Below are 21,996 nucleotides of genomic sequence, written 5' to 3'. Positions count from 1 at the left end.
AATCAGATAGAATATTCCCCACAATCAAACCAAACTGGAAATCTGTAGCGGAATTTCCGGCGATCTTCCACGCCTTTGCATCTCAAAGGCATGTCAAAGGAAGCTTTGCGGATCGATATCCACCTGCACCCTTATCGAGCCTTTTTCCTTCGGCCCGTTGGCAAGCAAGACGCGGATAAATCCTTGAATGTCGGCGCGTTTGGTCCCGTGCACGAGAATGCGGAAACGGTGTCTTCCCCGCACGAGCGCAAGCGGTGCCTCGGCGGGCCCGAGCACGGAAATCTCCGGGGATGAGGGTGCCGCACGGCGAAGCGCACGCGCATGATTTTCGGCATCGGGCCGGTTGTCCGCGGAAATAATCAACGCGGCGAGCCGCCCGAAAGGCGGCAAAGTACTGCGTTCGCGCTCCTCAATTTCACGGGCGTAGAATGCGTCTGCGTCGCTGCTGACGATTGCCCGCATCACCGGATGATCCGGCTGGTAGGTCTGGATCAGTCCGAGGCTCTTGCGACCGGTTCGACCGGCGCGTCCCGTCACCTGATTGAGAAGCTGGAAGGTGCGCTCAGCCGCGCGGGGATCGCCATTGGCAAGCCCCAGATCGGCATCCACGACACCCACCAATGTCATGTTGGGAAAGTTATGCCCCTTGGCAACAAGCTGCGTGCCGATCACGATATCCGCCTCGCCTTTTGCGATAGCATCGAGTTCCAGCCGCAGCCGCTTCACGCCGCCTGCCATATCAGACGAAAGAACTATGATTCGCGCTTCGCTGAACGTTGCCGCGACTTCTTCCGCGATGCGCTCCACACCCGGACCGCAGGCGACCAGATGATCCAGGGTGCCGCATTCGGGACAAGCCTCCGGCACCGGCTCATGATAGCCGCACTGATGACACATCAGCTGCCCGCGAAAACGATGTTCCACGAGCCAGCTTGAACATTGCGGACATTGAAAGCGGTGGCCGCAGACCCGGCACAAGGTCAAAGGCGCGTAACCGCGCCGGTTGAGGAACAAAAGCGCCTGCTCTCCGCGTTCCACCGTCCTGCCGACAGCTTCGGTCAGTGCGGGCGACAAAAACCGGCCCGGCGGTGGCGGAGAACGCCGCATGTCGATGGTCTTCAGATCGGGCAGTGCGGCTTCCGCATAGCGACCATAAAGCTTGATTCGCTTGTAACGCCCCTGCTCCGCATTGACCTGACTCTCGATGGATGGCGTGGCCGATGCCAGCACCACCGGAAAGCCGCTGATATGGCCGCGCACCACCGCCATGTCGCGCGCATTGTAGAAGACCCGGTCTTCTTGTTTGTAAGCCGGATCATGTTCTTCATCGACAACGATCAGCCCCAGTTCCTTGAAGGGCAGAAAGAGCGCCGACCGCGCCCCTGCCACCACCCGCACCGTACCCTCGGCAATCTGCCGCCAGACGCGCTCCCGGGTGCGGGGTGCAAGGTCGGAATGCCATTCGGCAGGCTTTGCCCCAAAACGATCGTGGAACCGGTCGAGAAACTGTTGTGTCAGCGCGATCTCAGGCAGGAGAATCAGCACCTGCTTGCCTTGCTCGATCGCCTTGGCAACGGCTTCGAAATAAACCTCGGTCTTGCCCGATCCGGTCACGCCATCGAGCAGTGAAACCGAAAAACAATCGGCTTCGACAGCTTCCGACAGCATTTCAGCCGCCGCCTGCTGGTCTTCCGAAAGCGTGGCCCGTGCATAGTCGATATCGGGCTTTGCCACCACGGCTGGCGGCGGTAGCATGACTTCCTCGAAAATACCTTGCGTCTTCAACCCGTCCACGACCGTCATGGAGACACCCGCCGCATGGGCAAGGCCGGATCTGGTCCATGCAAGCCCGTCGCGGGCAAGCTCCATCACCCGCGACCTCGCTTCGGTCATACGCTCCGGCTCACCGCCGGAATAGCGAAGACCCGGCACCGATGGTTCGGGATCAAATGCAGCTGGCACACGCAGGACCATGCGCGCCACCATGCCTGGCGGCGAAAGAGTGTAGTCAGCTGCCCAGCGCATGAAGCGCAGCATGTCGGCTCCCACCGGCGGGCAGTCGAAAACTTCGGAAATCGCCCGCAACTTTCTGGCGTCAACGGCGTCGGTTTCCCCCTCACAGACGATCCCCGCCACCTCACGAGGTCCGAGCGGCACGCGCACGATCGATCCGGGCTGGACGTTCATCCCTTCCGGAACCATATATGAATAAGGCCGCTCCGCGGGCATGGGCACGAGTACGGGAACGACCCGTGGTGCGAGCTCCGGAAACAGACCAGAAATGGGGTTTGCAATATCGTGCGAATCTTTCGACATGATCGCGTGACCTTGGCGCGGCTTTGCGCTAAAGAAAAGCCACCTTCCGGGAATTAAATGGTTTTAAATTCCTCAAATCCACCCGCGCTCATTATGGAGGAACGCTGTTATGAAGTTTTTCGTGGACACTGCGGACGTCAAGGAAATCCGCGAGCTCAACGACCTTGGGCTGGTCGATGGCGTGACCACCAACCCGTCCCTCATCCTGAAGTCGGGTCGTGACATTATCGAAGTGACCAAGGAAATCTGCAACATCGTCAAGGGCCCGGTTTCTGCCGAGGTTGCCGCGACCGAATATGAGCAGATGATGAAGGAAGCGGCCGTCATCGCCAAGATCGCTGACAATATCTGCATCAAGCTGCCTGTAACCCTCGACGGACTGAAAGCCTGTAAGGCTCTGTCTTCTGATGGTCACAAGGTCAACATGACGCTCTGCTTCTCGGCCAATCAGGCGCTTCTGGCAGCCAAGGCCGGCGCGACCTTCATTTCGCCGTTCATTGGCCGTCTCGACGATACCGGCATCAACGGCATGGAGCTGATTGCCGAAATCCGCACGATTTACGACAATTACGATTACCGCACCGAAATTCTTGCCGCTTCGGTTCGCACCGTCAATCATGTCAAGGAAGCAGCCCTCATCGGCGCCGATGTCGTGACCGCGCCTCCGGCAACGCTCAAGGCACTGGTCAAGCATCCGCTGACCGACAAGGGCCTCGAAACCTTCCTCGCCGATTGGGCGAAGACCGGTCAGAAGATCGCCTGATCGACGATTTTCAGAGACATGAAAAGGCGGGCCATCGGCTCGCCTTTTTTATTCCAGCACCGTTTCCCCGTCCTGCTTGCTCACCCGGATCGGTCTTGCGCCGCATTGCTCCGCAATGGCACTGGCAAGGGCGGCTGAATGAGTCACCACCCATATCTGGCTGCGTTCGGATGCCTGCGCGATCATGCGGGCAAGTGACGGGATCATATCGGGATGCAGGCTTGCCTCCGGCTCGTTGAGCGCGATCAGTGGCGGCAGGCGATAGGAAAGCAGTGCACCCGCCAGAGCCAGCAGGCGAATCTGTCCATCGGACAATTCTCCGGGGCGAAATGTTCGCGGCGGGAAAGCCGGGAAATTCAGGCCGAAAGTCGCCGTTTCTTCCGGATAGGGAACGACCAGCTTGGCACCCTCCAGCGCGTCGGCAACCAGACGATCAAGGTCGACCGTATCCTGCCGGATATGGGCAAGCGTGGCAAAGACGGAGGCAAGATTGCCACCGTCCTCGTCCAGCATCGCAGCAGTTGCGGCTATGGACGGCTGACGCACCGGCGCATCACGGTCGCTTCGAAAACCGTGGTAAAAGCGCCAGCCACGTATCTGCGCGGAAAGATCGCCTATCTCCGGATAATGGCCGGATTGCCCAAGCACTGCCAACCCGCTTTCCGAAGTCAGCAGGCGCGCCGGGTGCTCCATGCGCCGCCCTTCCCCGTCCCGCGCGAAAACCGCAGGTCCGCGCCGATCCATCAGATCCACGGGGCGACGACCGGTATCGAGATTGAGCTGTTCTTCCTTGATCTGCGGCTCGAAGGGAAAGGCACCGGAAACCGGCGGCGGCAGACCTGCCTCGACACGATAGGAAAGACGCGAGGCGAGCCGCTCGTCTTCAAAGTCCGCTTCCAGAATGATGCGCGCCGATTCGTGCTTGCGGCGATTGCCGCTCCACATGGCCGATTGCATCCCGCCTTCGCGCACCACTTCAGTAGAGAGATTGCCCTCCGCCGCCGCCTTCACCAGTTGCAACGCCCGATAGAGATTGGATTTTCCGGCACCATTCTCGCCAACGAAAACCGTCACCTGTCCGAGATCAAACCGGACGGAACGCAGCGAGCGATAGCCTTTGGCAGAAAACGAAACGAGACGCATGGTTTGATCGGGCCCCTGCAAATGAAAAGGCGGCGTGAAATCCACACCGCCTTTATAGCCGCCTGTCAATTTGAGACTAGAGCATTTCCAGTTTAAATTTAATCGTTGAAAATACTCTATCTTTTTGTTTTTACGCATTATCCTACGCAAAACCGCTTCGCACTTTTGCTGGAAATGCTCCAGCTTATTCCCACTTCATCTCGCCCTTGATGACCTTTGCACCGAGTTCCAAGCTGCTTTCACCGCCAAGATCAGGATAACGCTTCTTCATTGCTGCGATCAGTTCGCCGCTATCCTTGGCTTTCGCCGCTTCCTCGTCGAAGGCCGCGATATAATCGCGGGTGAACTTGATTGCCGAAACATCCGTCGCCGAACCGGGCTTCATATGCGCCGGAACAACCACTTCAGGATTGCGTGCAGCAATCGTATCGAGATTTCTGATCCATGCCTCACGCTGGGCAAGATCGGGCGTATCGGCAAGCCAGACATGCTCGCCTGCCGTTATCAGAACACCGCCAAACACCGCCTTCAATGAAGGCACCCAGAGATAACGCCTGTTCGTCATGCCTTCGGCGGGAACGATTTCAATCTCATTGCCCTCAAGCTCCAGCGCCTTCACATCGGAAGCTTCGGGAATAACGACATCCGACAGTTTCTGCGGGCCATTGTCCTTGAGTTGCGGACCCCAGACCTTCAGTTTCGCCTCGATATTACCCTTGATCGCATCGACCGTTTCAGGGGCTGCGATGATGCGCGCATCAGGAAAGACGGCCTTGATCGGGCCAAGGCTGAAATAATAGTCCGGATCGCTCTGGCTCACATAGATCGTGGTCAGCTTCTTACCCGTTTCCTTGATCTTCTCGGCAACCGCCTTGCCGTCCGAAAGCGTGAAGCCGCCATCGAGCAGGATGGCTTCCTTGTCTCCGGTCAGAAGGACAGGCGTACGATTGAAGCCATTCTCATCCGCCTGGAAATATTGCCATTGCAACGGCGCTGTCTTTTCCTGTGCCATCGCAGGACCGGCAACCGCCAGCCCGGCCAAAATCGCGAGACTGCCCATCGTCATGGAAAACCGCTTCATCCAACTACTCCTGTAAAAACTGGTTTGAACCAGCGGACGCATCATGCGCCCGCAGAAGCATTCAGGTTGCCAATCACTTCATGAAAAACAAGAAGACACATGAATGTTGGCAAGGCACAGCAATGTTACCCTTCTGAATTTACTGCAATTTTTCTAGTATCTAAAACAAAAAAAGCGGCACCTTGCGGCACCGCTTTTCGATGTCAGGTCGAAGCCCAATCAGAGCTTCGACAATTTCTGCGCCAGAGCGAGGAACACCTGTTCGGCAAGTTCTTCGGCAGCGCGCTTGCGCGCATCGCGTTCAGCACGAAGGTTTGCGAATTCCTGACGCGGACGGTCGAAGGAAGCGCCAACCGTGCGGGTGCCTGCGGCAAGCGGCTTGCCGTCCTTGTCACGCAGCACGAAGTTCGACGTCGCCTTGACGATACCAGCCGATGGACGGCCTGTACGGTCGGTCTGATCGCCAATATCCACACTCACCGCGGAGATCGTATTGCTGCTCAGGCCAAGACCAAGCCGATAGGTCGGGTTGGCCGGTTCACCGGCACCACCGCCAAGCAGGAAGATCAGGCGATTGCGGACCTGCTGCTGAAACACATCGCCGGCCGGATCGATGGCCACCGAAGCAAGCTTGGTGCGCATGTCCGGCGTCACGCTGCCGCCTATGGTTCCACCGGCACCAGCGCCGGAGGAGTAAAGCGGCTGCACGGTGCATCCAGCCATCAGAACCGCGGCCCCGAGTGCGAAAAACGCAACCCGGAAAGCTTTGATTGCGGAGAAAAAGCGGTCAGGCAACGACATTGACGATCCTTTGCGGCACCACGATAACCTTCTTCGGCGAGCTCCCGTTGAGCGCAGCCTTGACGAAGTCAAGTTCGAGCACCGCCTGCTGGATGCTAGCTTGATCAGCGTCGCGGGCGATTGTCAAATCCCCACGCTTCTTGCCGTTGATCTGCACCGGCATAACGATCTCGTTTTCCACCACCAATGCCGGATCGAATTCCGGCCAGGCACTGCGGGCAACCAGCGTTTCACGACCGGCAATCTTGCCGCCAAGTACGGCCAGGCACTGTTCAGCCAGATGCGGCATCATCGGCGCCAGCATCAGGATGAGCTTTTCGGTGACGTCACGGACGGCACTCTTCAACTCGTCATCCGCATTGCCCGAAGCCACCTGCTGCAGGGATGCAGCAGCCGTGTTGACCAGCTCATAAAGACGGGCAACGCCACGGTTGAAGGCGAGCTTCTCGATATCGTCACCGACAGCCTTGACCGCCTTGTGCGCAGCCTTGGAAACAACAAGGGCTTCACCCTGCGTCCCGGTCTTGGGCGCAACGTCCTTCAGATGTTCGGCAGCTTCCGCCACCAGACGCCAGACGCGCTGCACAAAACGATGGGCGCCTTCGGCACCGGCTTCCGTCCAGATCACGTCACGCTCGGGTGGCGAATCAGACAGCATGAACCAGCGCGCGGTATCAGCACCGTAGGAAGCGATAATGTCATCCGGATCGACAACATTCTTCTTCGACTTCGACATCTTCTCGATGGAACCGATTTCCACCGGCTCGCCTGTCGAGAGCAGGGCCGCGCTGCGCTTGCCGTCGGTTTCCTCGATACGAATGTCGGCAGGTGCCACCCACTGGCCGTTGGCCTTGTAGGTTTCGTGCACCACCATGCCCTGCGTAAACAGGCCCTTGAACGGCTCGTCGATGCCGACGTGACCGGCCACCTTCATCGCGCGGGTGAAGAAACGCGAATAGAGCAGATGCAGGATCGCGTGTTCGATACCGCCGATATACTGATCGACCGGCAGCCAGTGATCGGCGACCTTGCGGTCGGTCGGTTCGTTTTCCCATGGTGCCGTAAAGCGCGCATAGTACCAGGACGAATCGACGAACGTGTCCATCGTATCGGTTTCACGACGCGCATCGGCACCGCATTTCGGGCACTTCACATGGCGCCATGTTGCATGACGGTCGAGCGGATTGCCCGGACGGTCGAACTCGACATCGTCCGGCAGCTTGACCGGCAGATCGGCGCGCGGCACCGGATTGACGCCACAGCTTTCGCAATGGATCATCGGGATCGGGCAGCCCCAATAGCGCTGGCGCGAAATGCCCCAGTCACGCAGACGGAACTGCACCTTGCGGCTTGCCTGCGGGCTGTTGCCGAGACTGGTCTGTTCCAGACGGTTCGCCACCTCATTGAAGGCCGCTTCCGGCGTCATGCCGTCGAGGAAGCGTGAGTTGATCATCACGCCATCGTCGGTATAGGCCGTTTCGCCGATGCTGAAGCCTGCCGCATCCTCGCCCTTCGGCATAACGACAGGCGTAACCTTCAATTTGTACTTGTTGGCGAAATCCAGGTCGCGCTGATCATGCGCCGGGCAGCCGAACACCGCGCCCGTGCCATATTCCATCAGGACGAAATTGGCGACATAGACCGGCAGTTCCCAGTTCTCGTCGAACGGATGCTTGACCTTGACGCCAGTATCGAAACCCTTCTTTTCAGCGGTTTCAAGCGCTGCAAGCGAGGTGCCGTGCTGGTGGCATTCTTCGATGAAGCCGGTCAGCGATGCATTGTTTTCGGCAAGCTTCTTGGCCAAAGGATGATCGGCGGAAATCCCGACAAAAGCCGCACCGAACAGCGTGTCGGGGCGTGTGGTATAGACTTCGACTTCCGAGAAACCTTCCGGCGCCGTCTTGCCGTCGAGCGTGAAACGAACCTGTAAGCCTTCCGACTTGCCGATCCAGTTGCGCTGCATCAGGCGGACTTTTTCCGGCCACTGGTCAAGCGTGTCGAGACCGGCCAGCAATTCCTCGCTGAAATCGGTGATCTTGAAGAACCATTGCGTCAGTTCGCGCTGTTCGACCAGCGCGCCCGAACGCCAGCCCCGACCGTCCACCACCTGCTCGTTGGCAAGCACGGTGTTGTCGACCGGGTCCCAGTTGACCTTGGAGGTCTTGCGCGTCACCAGACCTTTTTCGAAAAGATCGATGAACAGCATCTGCTGACGATGATAATATTCCACATCGCAGGTCGCGAATTCACGCGCCCAGTCGAGCGAAAGCCCCATCGATTTGAGCTGGCTGCGCATCGTGGCGATGTTCTGGTAGGTCCATTCTTTCGGATGAACCTTGTTCTGCATCGCTGCATTTTCCGCAGGCATGCCGAACGCGTCCCATCCCATCGGATGAAGCACGTTGAAACCCTTGGCGCGCTTGTAACGGGCGACAACGTCACCCATCGCATAGTTGCGCACATGGCCCATATGGATGCGCCCCGATGGATAGGGGAACATCTCGAGCACATAATATTTCTCGCGGCTGTCGCTATTGTCGGTTTCGAAGGTCCGGTCTTCTTCCCAGACTTTCTGCCAATGAGCTTCCGCCACGCGCGGATTATAACGTTCGGCTGCCATGACCGTATTTACTCGTACGAAGGTGATGCAATAAGGAGAGTCGATGTTTAATGGCGACCTTCACCACGTATTGGCGAAAGCGTCAACCTTTTGCGGATGAAAAGCCTGAAAGCGAGAGTTTCATGTCAGATATCGTAGCGAACCTGAACACGGTCAAGGCCGCAATCGCCAATGCCGAAGAGGAAGCACAGCGCGACAAGGCTTCCGTGACGCTCGTCGCCGTATCGAAAACCTTCGATGCCGAAGAAATTCGCCCGGTCCTCGACGCAGGCCAGCGCGTCTTCGGTGAAAACCGCGTGCAGGAAGCACAAGCCAAATGGCCTGGACTGCGCGACGATTATTCCGGCATCGAACTGCATCTCATCGGCCCGCTGCAATCCAACAAGGCCGCCGATGCCGTCGCCCTCTTCGATGTCATCGAAACCGTCGACCGCGAAAAGATCGCCGCAGCTCTCGCTGTCGAGATCAAAAAGCAGAACAAGGCCCCAAAGCTCTACGTGCAGGTGAATACCGGACTTGAAGAACAGAAAGCCGGCATTGCGCCGAAGGAAGCCGTCGCCTTTGTCGAGCGCTGCCGCAAGGAACACGGCCTCGCCATCGAGGGGCTGATGTGCATCCCGCCTGCGGATGAAAATCCGGGGCCGCATTTCGCGCTTCTGGAAAAGCTCGCCCGCGAGGCACAGGTCGAAAAGCTCTCCATGGGCATGTCGGGCGATTATGAAACCGCCATCGGTTTCGGCGCGACATCGGTGCGTGTCGGCTCGGCCATCTTCGGCGGACGGAGCTATGCCAACCCCACCTGAATTGTCACCCCTACTGTTTGTTCTTGTCGCATTATCCTACGCAAAACCGCTTCACACTTTTGCTGGAAATGCTCCTAATGCAGGACGATCTCGCCCTGCACATTCCTCCAGTCCGAGGGGCCAAGCAGCCGGAAATGCGTATAGCTGACCGAATGCAACGGCCCGTCGATTTCCCGATTCCAGAATTCGATGAAATGATTGAGCACCGGAAAATCGGGCGCGAGGTCATAATCCTGCCAGACGAAAAGCTGCAGCAGATGCGGGTGATCAGGCAAGTGGTAGAAAACTTTCGCCGTCGTCAGACCATAACCGGCGAGCTGGAGTTCGAAGGCTGACTTTGCGTTCAAAGCGGACGTCGTCATGGCGATTTCCCCTTTTTGTGAAGAGCCTTATTGTCAGGCTCCTGAATAGGAGATAATCACTCCAAATGGTTTTTAAACTGTAAAAACAATATATTAGCACCATTCGACAGCGAGTGCTGCCAGTTGCTATTTCTGACGATGCGTCATTGTGGATCCTAGACGCGCCGATTGTCTAATTTACCTTGCCCGCAATGGAAGGTAGACAGGGCACCCGATGGTCTCGCCTTTCACGGTGGACCGTCTCATCCGGCGGGAGGTGCCGGTCAGTTTTTGGGTGCATTTATACGAGCGGGATATCGTCCGGCTCGCGGAATGCTGAAGGAGGAAATCATGTCGGAAAAGCTTTACCCGGTCCTTGCCGAGGCAAAGAGAAACACGCTCATCGACAACGCAACCTATCTCGAATGGTATCAGGAAAGCGTGAGCGACCCGGACAGCTTTTGGGCAAAGCACGGACGGCGCATCGACTGGTTCAAGCCCTTCACCAAGGTCAAGAACACCGATTTCAACGGCGACGTATCCATCAAATGGTATGAGGACGGCGTTACCAACGTTTCCTATAACTGTATCGACCGCCACCTGAAGAGCCGTGGTGATCAGGTTGCGATCATCTGGGAAGGCGACAATCCCTATATCGACAAGAAGATCACCTATCGCGAATTGCATGAGAATGTCTGCCGCCTCGCCAATGTGCTGAAGAAGCACGGCGTTAAGAAGGGCGACCGTGTCACGATCTATCTGCCGATGATCCCGGAAGCGGCTTATGCGATGCTGGCCTGCGCGCGCATCGGCGCTGTGCATTCCGTCGTCTTCGCCGGTTTCTCACCGGAAGCACTTGCCGGTCGTATCGTCGACTGCGAATCCACTTTCGTCATCACGGCCGACGAAGGCGTGCGCGGCGGCAAGCCGGTTCCGCTGAAGGAAAACACCGATACCGCCATCGACATTGCGGCCAAGCAATATGTCATGGTCAACAAGGTTCTCACCGTGCGCCGCACCGGCGGCAAGGTAAGCTGGGGACCGGGCCGCGATCTCTGGTATCATCAGGAAGTTGCTAGCGTCGAACCGACCTGCGACCCGGAACCGATGAATGCGGAAGACCCGCTCTTCATCCTCTACACCTCCGGCTCCACCGGCAAGCCGAAGGGCGTGCTGCACACAACCGGCGGCTATCTCGTCTATGCATCGATGACGCATCAATATGTCTTCGACTATCATGACGGCGACATCTACTGGTGCACGGCGGATGTGGGCTGGGTGACAGGTCACTCCTATATCGTCTACGGCCCGCTCGCCAACGGCGCGACGACATTGATGTTCGAGGGTGTGCCCAACTTCCCCGATCAGGGACGTTTCTGGGAAGTCGTCGACAAGCATCACGTCAATATCTTCTACACTGCGCCTACGGCCATCCGCGCCCTGATGGGCGCCGGCGATGAATTCGTCACCCGCTCGTCGCGTTCGACGCTGCGCCTGCTCGGTTCGGTTGGCGAGCCGATCAACCCGGAAGCCTGGGAATGGTATTACAACGTCGTTGGTGACCAGCGGTCGCCGATTGTCGATACATGGTGGCAGACGGAAACCGGCGGCATTCTCATCACCCCGCTGCCCGGCGCAACCGACCTCAAGCCAGGTTCGGCAACACGACCGTTCTTCGGCATCAAGCCGGAACTGGTCGATAATGAAGGCGCTGTCATTGAAGGTGCGGTGGACGGTAATCTCTGCATCATCGACAGCTGGCCGGGCCAGATGCGCACGCTTTACGGCGATCACAAGCGCTTCATCGAAGCCTACTTCTCGACCTATAAGGGCAAGTACTTCACCGGCGACGGCTGCCGTCGCGACGAAGACGGTTACTACTGGATCACAGGCCGCGTCGATGACGTGCTCAACATTTCCGGCCATCGCCTCGGCACGGCAGAAATCGAATCGGCACTCGTCTCGCATCACTCGGTTTCAGAAGCCGCTGTCGTGGGCTATCCGCATCCGATCAAGGGACAGGGCATCTATTGCTACGTCACGCTGATGACCGGCGAAGCAGTTCAGGACGAAGACGCCCTGCGCAAGGAGCTGACCCAGCACGTGCGCAAGGAAATCGGTCCTATTGCCACGCCGGACAAGATCCAGTTCTCGCCGGGCCTGCCGAAAACCCGCTCGGGCAAGATCATGCGCCGCATCCTGCGCAAGATCGCCGAAGACGAGTTTGGTGCACTGGGCGATACCTCGACGCTGGCCGATCCGGGCGTCGTGGACGACCTGATCGAAAATCGCCAGAACAAGAAATAATAAAAAGCCCCGGGAAACCGGGGCTTTTTTAACAACGCGGTCTGAGAAGGCGCCCAAGTTTGATGAGATTGTCGTCCTGCTGAGACGAAAATCGTGATCTTTGAGAACCGGAGCGGAGTGTACTTAAAAGTACATGAGCACCGGAAGCGCAGAAGAGCGCGATTTGCAGGCCAGCAGGGCGACAATATCCCAAACTTATTAGAAATCGATCGACCGACCCTTGATCTCCCAATCGCCGAAACGGGCGGGGTCCTTGCCGCCGCGACCACCGATTTCGCGGGGCGCTTCGTTTGCCTTTTCGGCAGCGCGGCGCGCTTCAGCTTCCTTCAATGCGCGCTGGGCAGCAGGCGGCAGGTCTTCGAACGTGCGCTTGTCGACGTTTTGCGGGCTTTCGGTTTTTTCGCTCATCGGTCACAATCCCGTTCTCGGTTTTTGCTTCGAACATTGAAGCAAAGCCTGTTCATACCCATCATATAGGCAGAAAGGCTTGCCGTGCAAAACCCTTGCGGGTCATGCAGCCTAGGATTTGGAGACCGCCGCAGATGAATATGACAAAAACTGCCATGCTGATCGCCCTCATGACGGTCATGTTCATGAGCATCGGCTATTTGCTGGGCGGCGGCGGCGGCATGATGATTGCGCTTGTGATTGCAGTCACCATGAACCTGTTCGGCTACTGGAACTCCGACAAGATGGTGCTGCGCATGTACAATGCGCAGGAAGTGGATGAGCGCAGCGCACCGGACTATTACCGCATGGTGAGTGGGCTCGCCGCCAATGCGGGCCTTCCGATGCCGAAGGTCTACATTATCCATGAAGACCAGCCGAACGCTTTTGCCACGGGCCGCAATCCCGAAAATGCTGCCGTTGCAGCCACGACTGGCCTCCTCAACCGCCTGACGCCGGAAGAAGTCGCAGGCGTGATGGCGCACGAGCTGGCGCACGTCCAGAACCGCGACACACTGACCATGACCATCGTCGCAACGCTTGCCGGTGCCATATCCATGCTCGGCAATTTTGCCTTCTTCCTGGGCGGCAATCGCGAGAACGGCAACGGCATTATGGGTGTGGTCGGCACCATTCTCGCCATGATCGTCGCGCCCTTTGCCGCGATGATCGTGCAGATGGCCGTCAGCCGCACCCGCGAATATGCCGCCGACAAGCGCGGTGCGGAAATCTGCGGAAATCCGCTGTGGCTGTCCTCGGCGCTGGGCAAGATCGCGCGCGGCGCCAAGGCCATCCCGAACGAGGAAGCCGAACACAACCCGGCAACCGCGCATATGTTCATCATCAATCCCTTGAGCGGACGTGGTGCGGACAATCTTTTCTCGACACACCCTGATACCGATAACCGCATCGCCGCACTTGAACAGATGGCTGCCGAAATGGGCATCCGCTCCGCTGGAATGGCACCGCGTGCCGCTGCCCCTTCCCAAAGCAGCGGTCCATGGGGTAATGCAGGCGGTAACAGCAATGGCGGTTCCGGTTATCGGGGGCCGTGGTCCTAAATAAAGTAGAACAGTGTGAACGATAAAAAGCCCGCGCCGAAGCGTGGAAATAAAAAGCCGCAAATGAACACCAATGCCGCAGACCTGCGCCCCGGTCTGGCGGCGCGTTTGTGTGCGGCACGCCTTCTTGGCGCGGTAATCGAAAAGAACACCTCGCTCGACGGCCTGACCGACAATACGCACGGCCATCCGCAATATCTGGCGCTGGAGCCGCGCGACCGCGCGCTGGTTCGCGCCATTCTGGGTTCTGCGCTCCGCAATCGCGGCAGCATCGAACGCGCCATCAACAAGCGTCTGGACCGGCCATTGCCGGAAAACGCCGTGGCGCTGAAACATCTTCTGCATGTCGCCATCGCCCAGATTTTCTATCTCAATCTGCCCGATCATTCCGCCGTCGATCTGGCGGTGGAAGCGGCCAATGCCGATCCGCGCAATCGCAAATATGCCGGTCTCGTCAATGCGCTGCTGCGTCGCCTTTCGCGCAACAAGGAACGTGCTCTCGCCCACACGCTTGAGCCCGAAACCAATGTGCCGGAGTGGTTTGCCAAAAGCATCACCGACGCCTATGGCGCGGAAAAAGCAGCAGCCATTCTTGCCATGCATGCCTATGAGCCGCCGATCGATTTCACGGTCAAGGGTGACGCAAAGGCATGGGCCGAAAAGCTCGGTGGCGTCGCACTGCCCAACGGTTCGGTGCGCCTGCAAACGGTCGAAGGCAATCTCACCGACCTGCCCGGCTTTGCCGAAGGCGACTGGTGGGTGCAGGATGTGGCCGCGAGCCTGCCTGCGCGCCTGATGGGTGATATCAAGGGCAAACGGGTTGCCGATCTGTGCGCCGCCCCCGGCGGCAAGACGGCGCAGCTCGTACTTCAGGGCGCCAATGTGACCGCGCTCGACCTTTCCGAAAATCGGCTGAAGCGCCTGCGCGGCAATCTGGAACGTCTCGGCTTCGAGGCGAAGACCGTTGCCACCAATCTGATGGATTTCCAGCCGGACGAACTGTTCGATGCCGTGCTTCTGGATGCGCCCTGCTCTTCCACCGGCACTGTGCGCCGTCATCCGGATGTGCCTTGGACCAAGACGCCGCAGGACATAGCAAAGCTTGCCGAACTTCAGGGCAAACTTTTGGCGCACGCGGCCACTCTGGTCAAACCCGGCGGCGTAATCGTCTTTTCCAATTGTTCGCTGCACCCGCTCGAAGGCGAGGAAATGGCACGCAAGGCAGCGGAAAATCCGTTGCTGGAACCTTTCCCGATCACGGAGCAGGATTGCCCCAGTCTGAACGGGCTTCTGGATGGGCTGGTCACAGCAGAAGGCTTTCTGCGATCCACTCCGGCAGACTTGCCGCCGGATCGTTTTGAAGGCAATCCGCACATGGCTGGCATGGACGGCTTCTTCGCGGCCCGCTTCAAGCGCCGGGCCTGAGACCGGATATAAGCAAACAAATCGTATAATTTGCCATAACGGGTCGCGATACCCGTTATGGTTAACGCTCGATTCACCATTTCTGTACAATTGTATCAAAGGAACTGGCTGCTCGATCTGGCCAAACAATAATGACAAACGATACGGAGAAAGACCGGGTGGCAGTCGCCCTCAGCGAAACCCCACATCTTTGGGGACTGGCCGTTGCACAGGCTTGGCGCAAATTCAGCCGCCGTCTGCGCATGGGGCCGCTTTATCGCTGGCGCTTCACCGGCTTCACCCCCGACCGTATCCTGATCGCACCGCCTGATCTGCGCGTAGCAGACCCGCAATTGGCACAGGAATTCTATCATGGCCGTTTTGCGCTGGCCGGTCGTCTGGTCGAAACCGGCGGATTGTCGCCTTTCGCCGTCGAACCGCCAACGCCAGAATGGGAAGCAGCGCTTCAGAGTTTCGGCTGGCTGCGTCATTTGAAAAGCGCCAATAGCGAACTGGCAACCGCCAATGCGCGTGCGCTCGTCGATGACTGGATGCGCATGTTCGGCAAGCGGATCGGCGGCATCGCCTGGTCACCGGAAGTCACTGCCCAACGCATCATCGCCTGGCTTCAACATTCGAACCTTATTCTGTCAGGCGCCGAACTTCCCGCCTATCGCCGCTTCATGCGCTCGCTTGCCATGCAGGTGCGTTATCTGCGCACCGTTGCCGCCGCCATGGATGATGGCGAGGAACGGTTGCGCGCCCGCATCGCATTGGCATTCGCCGCTCTGGCTCTGCCTGTTTCGCCGCCGACTGCACGCGCCGCCCGGCGCAATCTCGAATATGAGCTGAAACGCCAGATCCTGCCCGATGGCGGGCATATCTCGCGCAATCCCGTTACGGTTCTGGAACTGCTGGCCGATCTTCTGCCGCTCCGCCAGACCTATGCCAACGGCACGGAAGCACCGCCCAAGGCGCTGATCGAAGCCGTCGAGCGCATGTTGCCAGCCCTGCGTTTCTTCCGTCATCAGGATGGCAGCCTTGCGCTTTTCAACGGCGTTGGCCCGACCATGCCGGAACGCATCATCTCGGTTCTCAGGCATGACGAGACTGCCGGATCGCCGCTGACCCATGCGCCCTATTCCGGCTATGAACGGCTCTCGATGGGTTCGACCACCATCATCGCCGATACCGGACTGCCGCCGCCGGTCACAGCTTCGCGGGATGCCCATGCCGGCTGCCTCGCCTTCGAAATGTCCTCCGGGCGCCAGCGCTATATCGTCAATTCCGGTATTGACCGTTTCGGTCCGCCGGAATTTCGTCCATTAGGCCGTTCCACGGCTGCGCACTCCACGGCCACCATCAACGACACCTCATCGTGCCGCTTCAGCCTCAATGCGGGTCTCTCCAACATGATCGGCACGCCGATCATTGCAGGACCAACCCGCGTGCAGCGTGACCGGATCGAGGAAATGGGACGACAGGGCTTTGTTGCCAGCCATGACGGCTATGCGCGCCTGTTCGGCATCTATCACGAACGTCGCCTTGTGCTGTCGCACAATGGCAGCGTCATTCAGGGCGCCGACCGCTTCTATCGCGGCGATGGCCGTCCGTTGAAGGCGAACGGACGCGACAATATCGCGGTGCGTTTCCATCTGCATCCATCGGTCGATATTTCCTTCGATGAGAACGGATTGATCGTTCTGTCGGCGGATCGCGACGATACCTGGGTCTTCTCCTGTTTTGAAGTTGCGCCGCAACTGGAAGATTCGATCTTCTTTGCGGGCTTCCGCGGCCCCGTGACATCGAAGCAGATCGTGCTCTCCTTCCCGGCTTCCGAATTACCGGAAGTGAACTGGCAGTTCAGCCGCGTCGCACTTGGCAGTTACGTATAATTCGCTCTCCACCCCTCCCCCTGAGGAGGCGCGGCAGCGTCGTCTCGAAGGGTCGAGGGTCAATGGGACCGAATGCGGGGCAAGAAATACCTCTTCACCGTTCTTTTCCGGCCTTTTGCGGTAGGATTCTCGGCGCGCCTGTGTTAGGGCGAGCCGTCCACTTTCCTGAACGCATCCGTTTCAGCAACGAAGAGACCAACTCCCTATGGCTGTCAGCTCCAAGCATATTCCCGCTCCCGATCTTCATCGGGTGCGCCGCGCCCTCCTTTCCGTTTCCGACAAAACCGGCCTGATCGATTTCGCCAAAGCGCTTCACGCGCAAGGTGTCGAAATCCTTTCGACCGGCGGCACCGCCAAGTCGATTGCCGCTGAAGGCATTCCGGTGAAGGATGTATCCGAAGTAACCGGCTTCCCGGAAATCATGGACGGACGCGTCAAGACGCTGCATCCGGCAGTCCATGGCGGCCTGCTCGCCGTGCGCAACGATCGGGAACACGTCGCGGCCATGGAAGAACACGGCATCGGCGGCATCGATCTTGCCGTCATCAATCTCTATCCGTTCGAGGAAGTCCGCTTCAAGGGCGGCGACTACGACACGACCGTCGAAAACATCGACATTGGTGGCCCGGCTATGATCCGCGCTTCCGCCAAGAACCACGCCTATGTCGCAACGGTCGTCGATCCTGCCGATTATGCCGACGTCGTCGCTGAACTGGAAAAGCATGCGGGCTCCCTGCCGCTTGCCTTCCGCAAGAAGCTTGCCGCCAAGGCCTTCTCGCGCACGGCAGCCTATGACGCAGCCATTTCCAACTGGTTTGCCGAAGCGATCAACGAAGAAACTCCGGTCTATCGCTCGGTCGCAGGCAAGCTGCATTCCGTCATGCGCTACGGAGAAAACCCGCACCAGACGGCTGGCTTTTATCTCACTGGCGAGAAGCGCCCCGGTGTTGCCACCGCGACCCAGCTTCAGGGCAAGCAGCTCTCCTACAACAACATCAACGACACCGATGCGGCTTTCGAACTCGTCGCAGAATTCGATCCTGCCCGCACCGCAGCCGTCGCCATCATCAAGCACGCCAATCCTTGCGGCGTTGCAGAAGCAGCCACCATCAAGGAAGCTTATTTGAAGGCACTCGCCTGCGATCCGGTTTCGGCGTTCGGCGGTATTGTTGCGCTCAATAAAACGCTCGATGAGGAAGCCGCTGAAGAGATCGTAAAGATCTTCACCGAAGTCATTATCGCTCCGGATGCCACCGAAGGTGCACAGGCCATCGTTGCTGCCAAGAAGAACCTCCGTCTGCTCGTCACCGGCGGCCTGCCGGACCCGCGCGCCAAGGGCATCGCCGCCAAGACAGTCGCCGGTGGTTTGCTGGTCCAGTCGCGCGACAATGGTGTGGTCGACGATCTCGATCTCAAGGTCGTCACCAAGCGTGCGCCGACCGAAGCCGAACTCAACGATATGAAATTCGCCTTCCGCGTCGGCAAGCATGTGAAGTCGAACGCCATCGTCTATGTGAAGGACGGCGCAACGGTCGGCATCGGCGCAGGCCAGATGAGCCGCGTGGATTCAGCCCGCATCGCAGCCCGCAAGGCTGAAGACGCGGCAGAAGCCGCCGGTCTTGCAGAACCGCTCACCAAGGGCTGCGTGGTCGCTTCCGACGCGTTCTTCCCGTTTGCCGACGGTCTGCTTTCCGCCGTTCAGGCCGGTGCAACCGCGGTCATCCAGCCGGGAGGTTCCATGCGGGACGATGAAGTGATCGCCGCTGCCGACGAACATGGCATCGCCATGGTCATGACGGGGATGCGTCACTTCCGCCATTAGAGCTTTTACGCATTATCCTGCGCAAAACCGCTCCGCACTTTTGCCGGAAATGCTCTAACCCCTTATAAAAAGTATTTATCGAGGCCCCGGAACCGATCATTCCGGGGCCTCGTTTTCATTGAGTTTCATATTGTTTCGTTTAAATTCGTTTTCAGCATAGACCGGATCAACGGAGGAGCCCGCCCCATGACGCAGTTTATCGGTTCCATCGACCAGGGAACCACGAGTTCGCGTTTCATCATTTTCGACAGGCAGGGCGATATCGTCGCGAGCGACCAGCGCGAACATGAGCAGATTTATCCAAAGGCGGGCTGGGTCGAACACAATCCGATAGAAATCTGGCGCAACACACAGCACGTCATTGCCGCAGCACTCAAAAAAGCAAAACTGAAGGCAAGTGATATCGCTTCCGTCGGCATCACCAACCAGCGCGAGACCACACTGCTCTGGGACAGGAAAACCGGTGCGCCGCTCTATAATGCAATCGTCTGGATGGATACGCGCACCGACGAACTTGTTTCCCGGTACACGAAGGACGGTGGCGCAGACCAGCTGCGTGCCAAGACCGGCCTGCCGATCTCGACCTATTTCTCCGGGCTCAAGCTGCGCTGGATACTCGACAATGTTCCGGGTGCGCGCGAAAAGGCCGAAGCCGGAGACGCACTTTTCGGCACAATCGACACATGGCTGGTCTGGAACCTGACCGGTGGCACCGAGGGCGGCATCCACATCACCGATGTGACCAATGCTTCCCGCACCCAGCTGATGGATCTTTCGACGCTGCAATGGGATGAAGACATACTTCGTCTTTTCGATATTCCGTCAGCCTGCTTGCCGGAAATCCGCTCTTCAAGCGAGGTCTATGGCGAGATCACCCTGCCCTCCCTTTCCGGTGTAAAACTTGCGGGCATTCTGGGCGACCAGCAGGCAGCGCTCTTCGGTCAGGCATGTCTGGAACCGGGCGAAGCCAAGAACACCTATGGCACGGGCTGCTTCATGCTGATGAACACCGGCGAGAAACTGGTGCCCTCCAATTACGGCCTGCTGACCACGGTTGCCTACAAGCTCGACGGCGCCAAACCGGTTTATGCGCTGGAAGGCTCCATCGCCATTACCGGCGCTCTGGTGCAATGGCTGCGCGACAATCTCGGCATCATCAGGAACAGCAGCGACATCGAAACGCTGGCGCGCACCGTCGAAGACAATGGCGATGTTTATTTCGTTCCGGCCTTTTCCGGTCTCTTCGCACCGCACTGGCAGGATTCAGCGCGCGGCATCATCGCTGGCCTCACCCGCTTCGCCAACAAGGGGCACATTGCCCGCGCGGCGCTGGAAGCGAGCGCCTATCAGGTCCGCGAAGTACTGGATGCGATGGTGAAGGATTCCGGCGTCGAGATCACGGAACTGCGCGCCGATGGCGGCATGACCATCAATGAACTGCTCATGCAGTTCCAGTCCGACATTCTGGATGTGCCGGTCGTGCGCCCGAAAATCATCGAGACGACGGCACTGGGCGCTGCCTACGCGGCGGGGCTCGCCGTCGGCTACTGGAAATCGACGAAGGACATTGTGGAGAACTGGCAGGTCGGCCATCGCTGGCATCCGCGAATGTCGGCTGAGGAAAGCACGCGCCTGTTCAATGCGTGGGAAAAGGCCGTGCAGCGTTCGCTTGGCTGGATTGAATAGAAGTCTCGCCCCGGCCCGTCACGACGGGCTGGTTGCAGCCAGCTTGTCGGCCGGATAAGGCGTCATTGCAATCAGCACCAGACCGACCGCAAAGAACATGACCAGCACCGACATGCCCAGCGCCGCCGATCCGCTCAGCGCCGTGATGGTGGCAACCAGAAACGGTCCAAGGAAGCTGGTCGCGCGCCCGGCAAGCGCATAGATGCCGAAATAGCGGCCCGATTCCTCCGGCTTGATGCTGCGGGCAAACCAAGAACGCGACGAGGCCTGAACCGGACCGAAGGCTGCACCAATCATCAGACCGTAAATCAGATAGGCGTGTTCTGCCGCGCTGGAGAACAGTCCTTGTGTTGTGGGAGATGCGAAAGGCATCAGGCCGAACAAAGTGTAATCGCGTCCGGTCGAGACAATGCCGATAGAAGCAAGCAGCAACAGCACCAGCGAAAAGATCACGACAGCCTTGGAACCAATCCGTGTATCGACGCGGCTTGCGACCAGGCAACTGAAGATCGCCATGACATTCATCACCATGCCGAAAAGCCCGATCTCGGTGATCGTCCAGTGGAACAATGCCGCGGCATAACCCGCACCGAGCGCCAGCGTGGCGTTGACGCCATCCTGATAAACCATGCGCGCCACAAGGAAGCGGACAAGCCCCGACCGTTTGCGCGCCTCGGTGAGCGTAACCTTCAGTTCTGCAAAGCCGGAGCGCAACGCCTTGCGCAGAGGCTCGCCACGCTCCGCGTCCGGCGTGAACAAAAACATTGGCAGGATGAAAACGAAATACCACAGGGCAGCCAGCGGTCCGGTAATGCGCGCATCCTCCCCCAGTACGGGATCGAGACCGAACAGCGGCTTCATGCCGATGATCGTTGTGCCTGTTTCAGGCGAGGCCGCCAGACATAGCACCACGAAAATGAGTACGATCATGCCGCCCAGATAGCCGAGCCCCCAGGCGATGTTGGAGACACGCCCGATATCGTTGCTCGGCACCAGACGCGGCATCATGGAATCATTGAAGACGATGGAAAATTCTGCAGCCACCATGGCCATCGAAAACGCACACAGTACCCAGAACAGGTTCGCACCCGGAACGGCGAACCACAGCAGGCAGAGGCCTATAATCTTCAGCACGGCGAAAAAAGCGATCCAGGGCTTGCGCGCACCTGTCCGGTCGGCCACCGCTCCCAGGATCGGTGAAAGCACAGCAATGAGAAAACCGGCAGCGGCGAAGCCATAGCCCCAGGCCACCTGCCCGGCTTCAGGGTTTCCTGCCATGCGCGAGATGAAATAAGGCCCGAAGATGAACGTGGTCACGACGGTAAAAAAGGGCTGCGCCGCCCAGTCAAAAAATATCCAGCCCCAGATGCCACGCCGCGAGGCATAGCTGCGGGCAGCCGCAACCTGATTGCTCAATTGCTCTTTCCTTCCCCCGGGCAAGAAGTTGGCCCAACCATTGACCGGCCAGTCGGTCGGAAGCCTCTCCTTTATCAGCCGCACCTTATA

General features: G+C 58.6%; 16 protein-coding genes. 8 read left to right on the top strand and 8 right to left on the bottom strand.

Going from position 1 to position 21,996, the window contains the following annotated elements:
• Positions 1-93: 93 nt before the first annotated feature.
• A complete protein-coding gene (locus OANT_RS05690) occupies positions 94-2,316 on the bottom strand; it encodes a primosomal protein N' (RefSeq protein ID WP_012091256.1) in 2,223 nt (740 codons plus the stop codon).
• 109 nt (positions 2,317-2,425) lie between these two features.
• On the opposite strand from OANT_RS05690, the gene fsa reads away from it, so the two are divergent.
• The gene (gene fsa, locus OANT_RS05685) at positions 2,426-3,079 is read left to right on the top strand and encodes a fructose-6-phosphate aldolase (protein WP_010661472.1); all 654 of its coding nucleotides are present in this window, start codon (positions 2,426-2,428) and stop codon (positions 3,077-3,079) included.
• 48 nt (positions 3,080-3,127) lie between these two features.
• Here fsa and OANT_RS05680 read toward each other — a convergent pair whose 3' ends face one another.
• From OANT_RS05680 to leuS, 4 genes are all read right to left on the bottom strand, one after another.
• A complete protein-coding gene (locus tag OANT_RS05680; RefSeq protein ID WP_040130055.1) occupies positions 3,128-4,222 on the bottom strand; it encodes an AAA family ATPase in 1,095 nt (364 codons plus the stop codon).
• A 184-nt stretch (positions 4,223-4,406) separates the two neighbouring features.
• Entirely contained in the window at positions 4,407-5,303 is an 897-nt protein-coding gene (locus OANT_RS05675) for an MBL fold metallo-hydrolase (protein WP_012091254.1), read from the bottom strand.
• Between the two features lie 219 nt (positions 5,304-5,522).
• Positions 5,523-6,104, bottom strand: coding sequence for an LPS assembly lipoprotein LptE (gene lptE / locus OANT_RS05670; RefSeq protein WP_010661475.1), 582 nt, complete (start codon positions 6,102-6,104; stop codon positions 5,523-5,525).
• Complete coding sequence (gene leuS / locus OANT_RS05665) at positions 6,091-8,724, bottom strand: leucine--tRNA ligase (RefSeq protein WP_012091253.1); 2,634 nt, start codon at positions 8,722-8,724, stop codon at positions 6,091-6,093. Before leuS ends, lptE begins: the two co-directional genes overlap by 14 nt.
• 122 nt (positions 8,725-8,846) lie before the next feature.
• Between leuS and OANT_RS05660 the strand changes: the two genes are divergently transcribed.
• Complete coding sequence (locus OANT_RS05660) at positions 8,847-9,527, top strand: YggS family pyridoxal phosphate-dependent enzyme (RefSeq protein WP_040130051.1); 681 nt, start codon at positions 8,847-8,849, stop codon at positions 9,525-9,527.
• A 74-nt stretch (positions 9,528-9,601) separates the two neighbouring features.
• On the opposite strand, the gene OANT_RS05655 is transcribed toward OANT_RS05660, so the two are convergent.
• Positions 9,602-9,889, bottom strand: a complete 288-nt coding sequence (locus OANT_RS05655; RefSeq protein WP_006471250.1) for an usg protein — start codon at positions 9,887-9,889, stop codon at positions 9,602-9,604.
• Positions 9,890-10,219: 330 nt separating this feature from the next.
• On the opposite strand from OANT_RS05655, the gene acs reads away from it, so the two are divergent.
• Positions 10,220-12,175: an acetate--CoA ligase gene (acs, locus tag OANT_RS05650; protein ID WP_010661479.1), complete on the top strand. Its 1,956-nt coding sequence runs from the start codon at positions 10,220-10,222 to the stop codon at positions 12,173-12,175.
• Positions 12,176-12,373: 198 nt separating this feature from the next.
• On the opposite strand, the gene OANT_RS05645 is transcribed toward acs, so the two are convergent.
• Positions 12,374-12,583, bottom strand: coding sequence for a DUF1674 domain-containing protein (locus tag OANT_RS05645; protein ID WP_012091251.1), 210 nt, complete (start codon positions 12,581-12,583; stop codon positions 12,374-12,376).
• 134 nt (positions 12,584-12,717) lie between these two features.
• Here OANT_RS05645 and htpX point away from each other — a divergent pair, with 134 nt between their 5' ends.
• The 5 genes from htpX to glpK all read left to right on the top strand — a co-directional run bounded on the left by htpX (position 12,718) and on the right by glpK (position 20,490).
• A complete protein-coding gene (gene htpX, locus OANT_RS05640) occupies positions 12,718-13,683 on the top strand; it encodes a zinc metalloprotease HtpX (protein ID WP_012091250.1) in 966 nt (321 codons plus the stop codon).
• A 15-nt stretch (positions 13,684-13,698) separates the two neighbouring features.
• A complete protein-coding gene (locus OANT_RS05635; RefSeq protein ID WP_040129082.1) occupies positions 13,699-15,108 on the top strand; it encodes an RsmB/NOP family class I SAM-dependent RNA methyltransferase in 1,410 nt (469 codons plus the stop codon).
• A 131-nt stretch (positions 15,109-15,239) separates the two neighbouring features.
• Positions 15,240-16,982 (top strand): heparinase II/III family protein, encoded by a 1,743-nt coding sequence (locus OANT_RS05630; RefSeq protein WP_010661483.1) that lies wholly within the window; start codon positions 15,240-15,242, stop codon positions 16,980-16,982.
• 205 nt (positions 16,983-17,187) lie between these two features.
• Positions 17,188-18,804: a bifunctional phosphoribosylaminoimidazolecarboxamide formyltransferase/IMP cyclohydrolase gene (gene purH / locus OANT_RS05625; protein ID WP_012091248.1), complete on the top strand. Its 1,617-nt coding sequence runs from the start codon at positions 17,188-17,190 to the stop codon at positions 18,802-18,804.
• Between the two features lie 186 nt (positions 18,805-18,990).
• On the top strand, positions 18,991-20,490 hold the full coding sequence (glpK, locus tag OANT_RS05620; protein WP_012091247.1) for a glycerol kinase GlpK: 1,500 nt from the start codon (positions 18,991-18,993) through the stop codon (positions 20,488-20,490).
• An 18-nt stretch (positions 20,491-20,508) separates the two neighbouring features.
• On the opposite strand, the gene OANT_RS05615 is transcribed toward glpK, so the two are convergent.
• The gene (locus tag OANT_RS05615) at positions 20,509-21,906 is read right to left on the bottom strand and encodes an MFS transporter (RefSeq protein WP_049768392.1); all 1,398 of its coding nucleotides are present in this window, start codon (positions 21,904-21,906) and stop codon (positions 20,509-20,511) included.
• Positions 21,907-21,996: the final 90 nt, after the last annotated feature.

Source organism: Brucella anthropi ATCC 49188 (assembly GCF_000017405.1).
Classification (GTDB): domain Bacteria; phylum Pseudomonadota; class Alphaproteobacteria; order Rhizobiales; family Rhizobiaceae; genus Brucella; species Brucella anthropi.
Note: the sequence above shows the minus strand (reverse complement) of the source record. Positions and strands in the feature narration are given on the sequence as shown.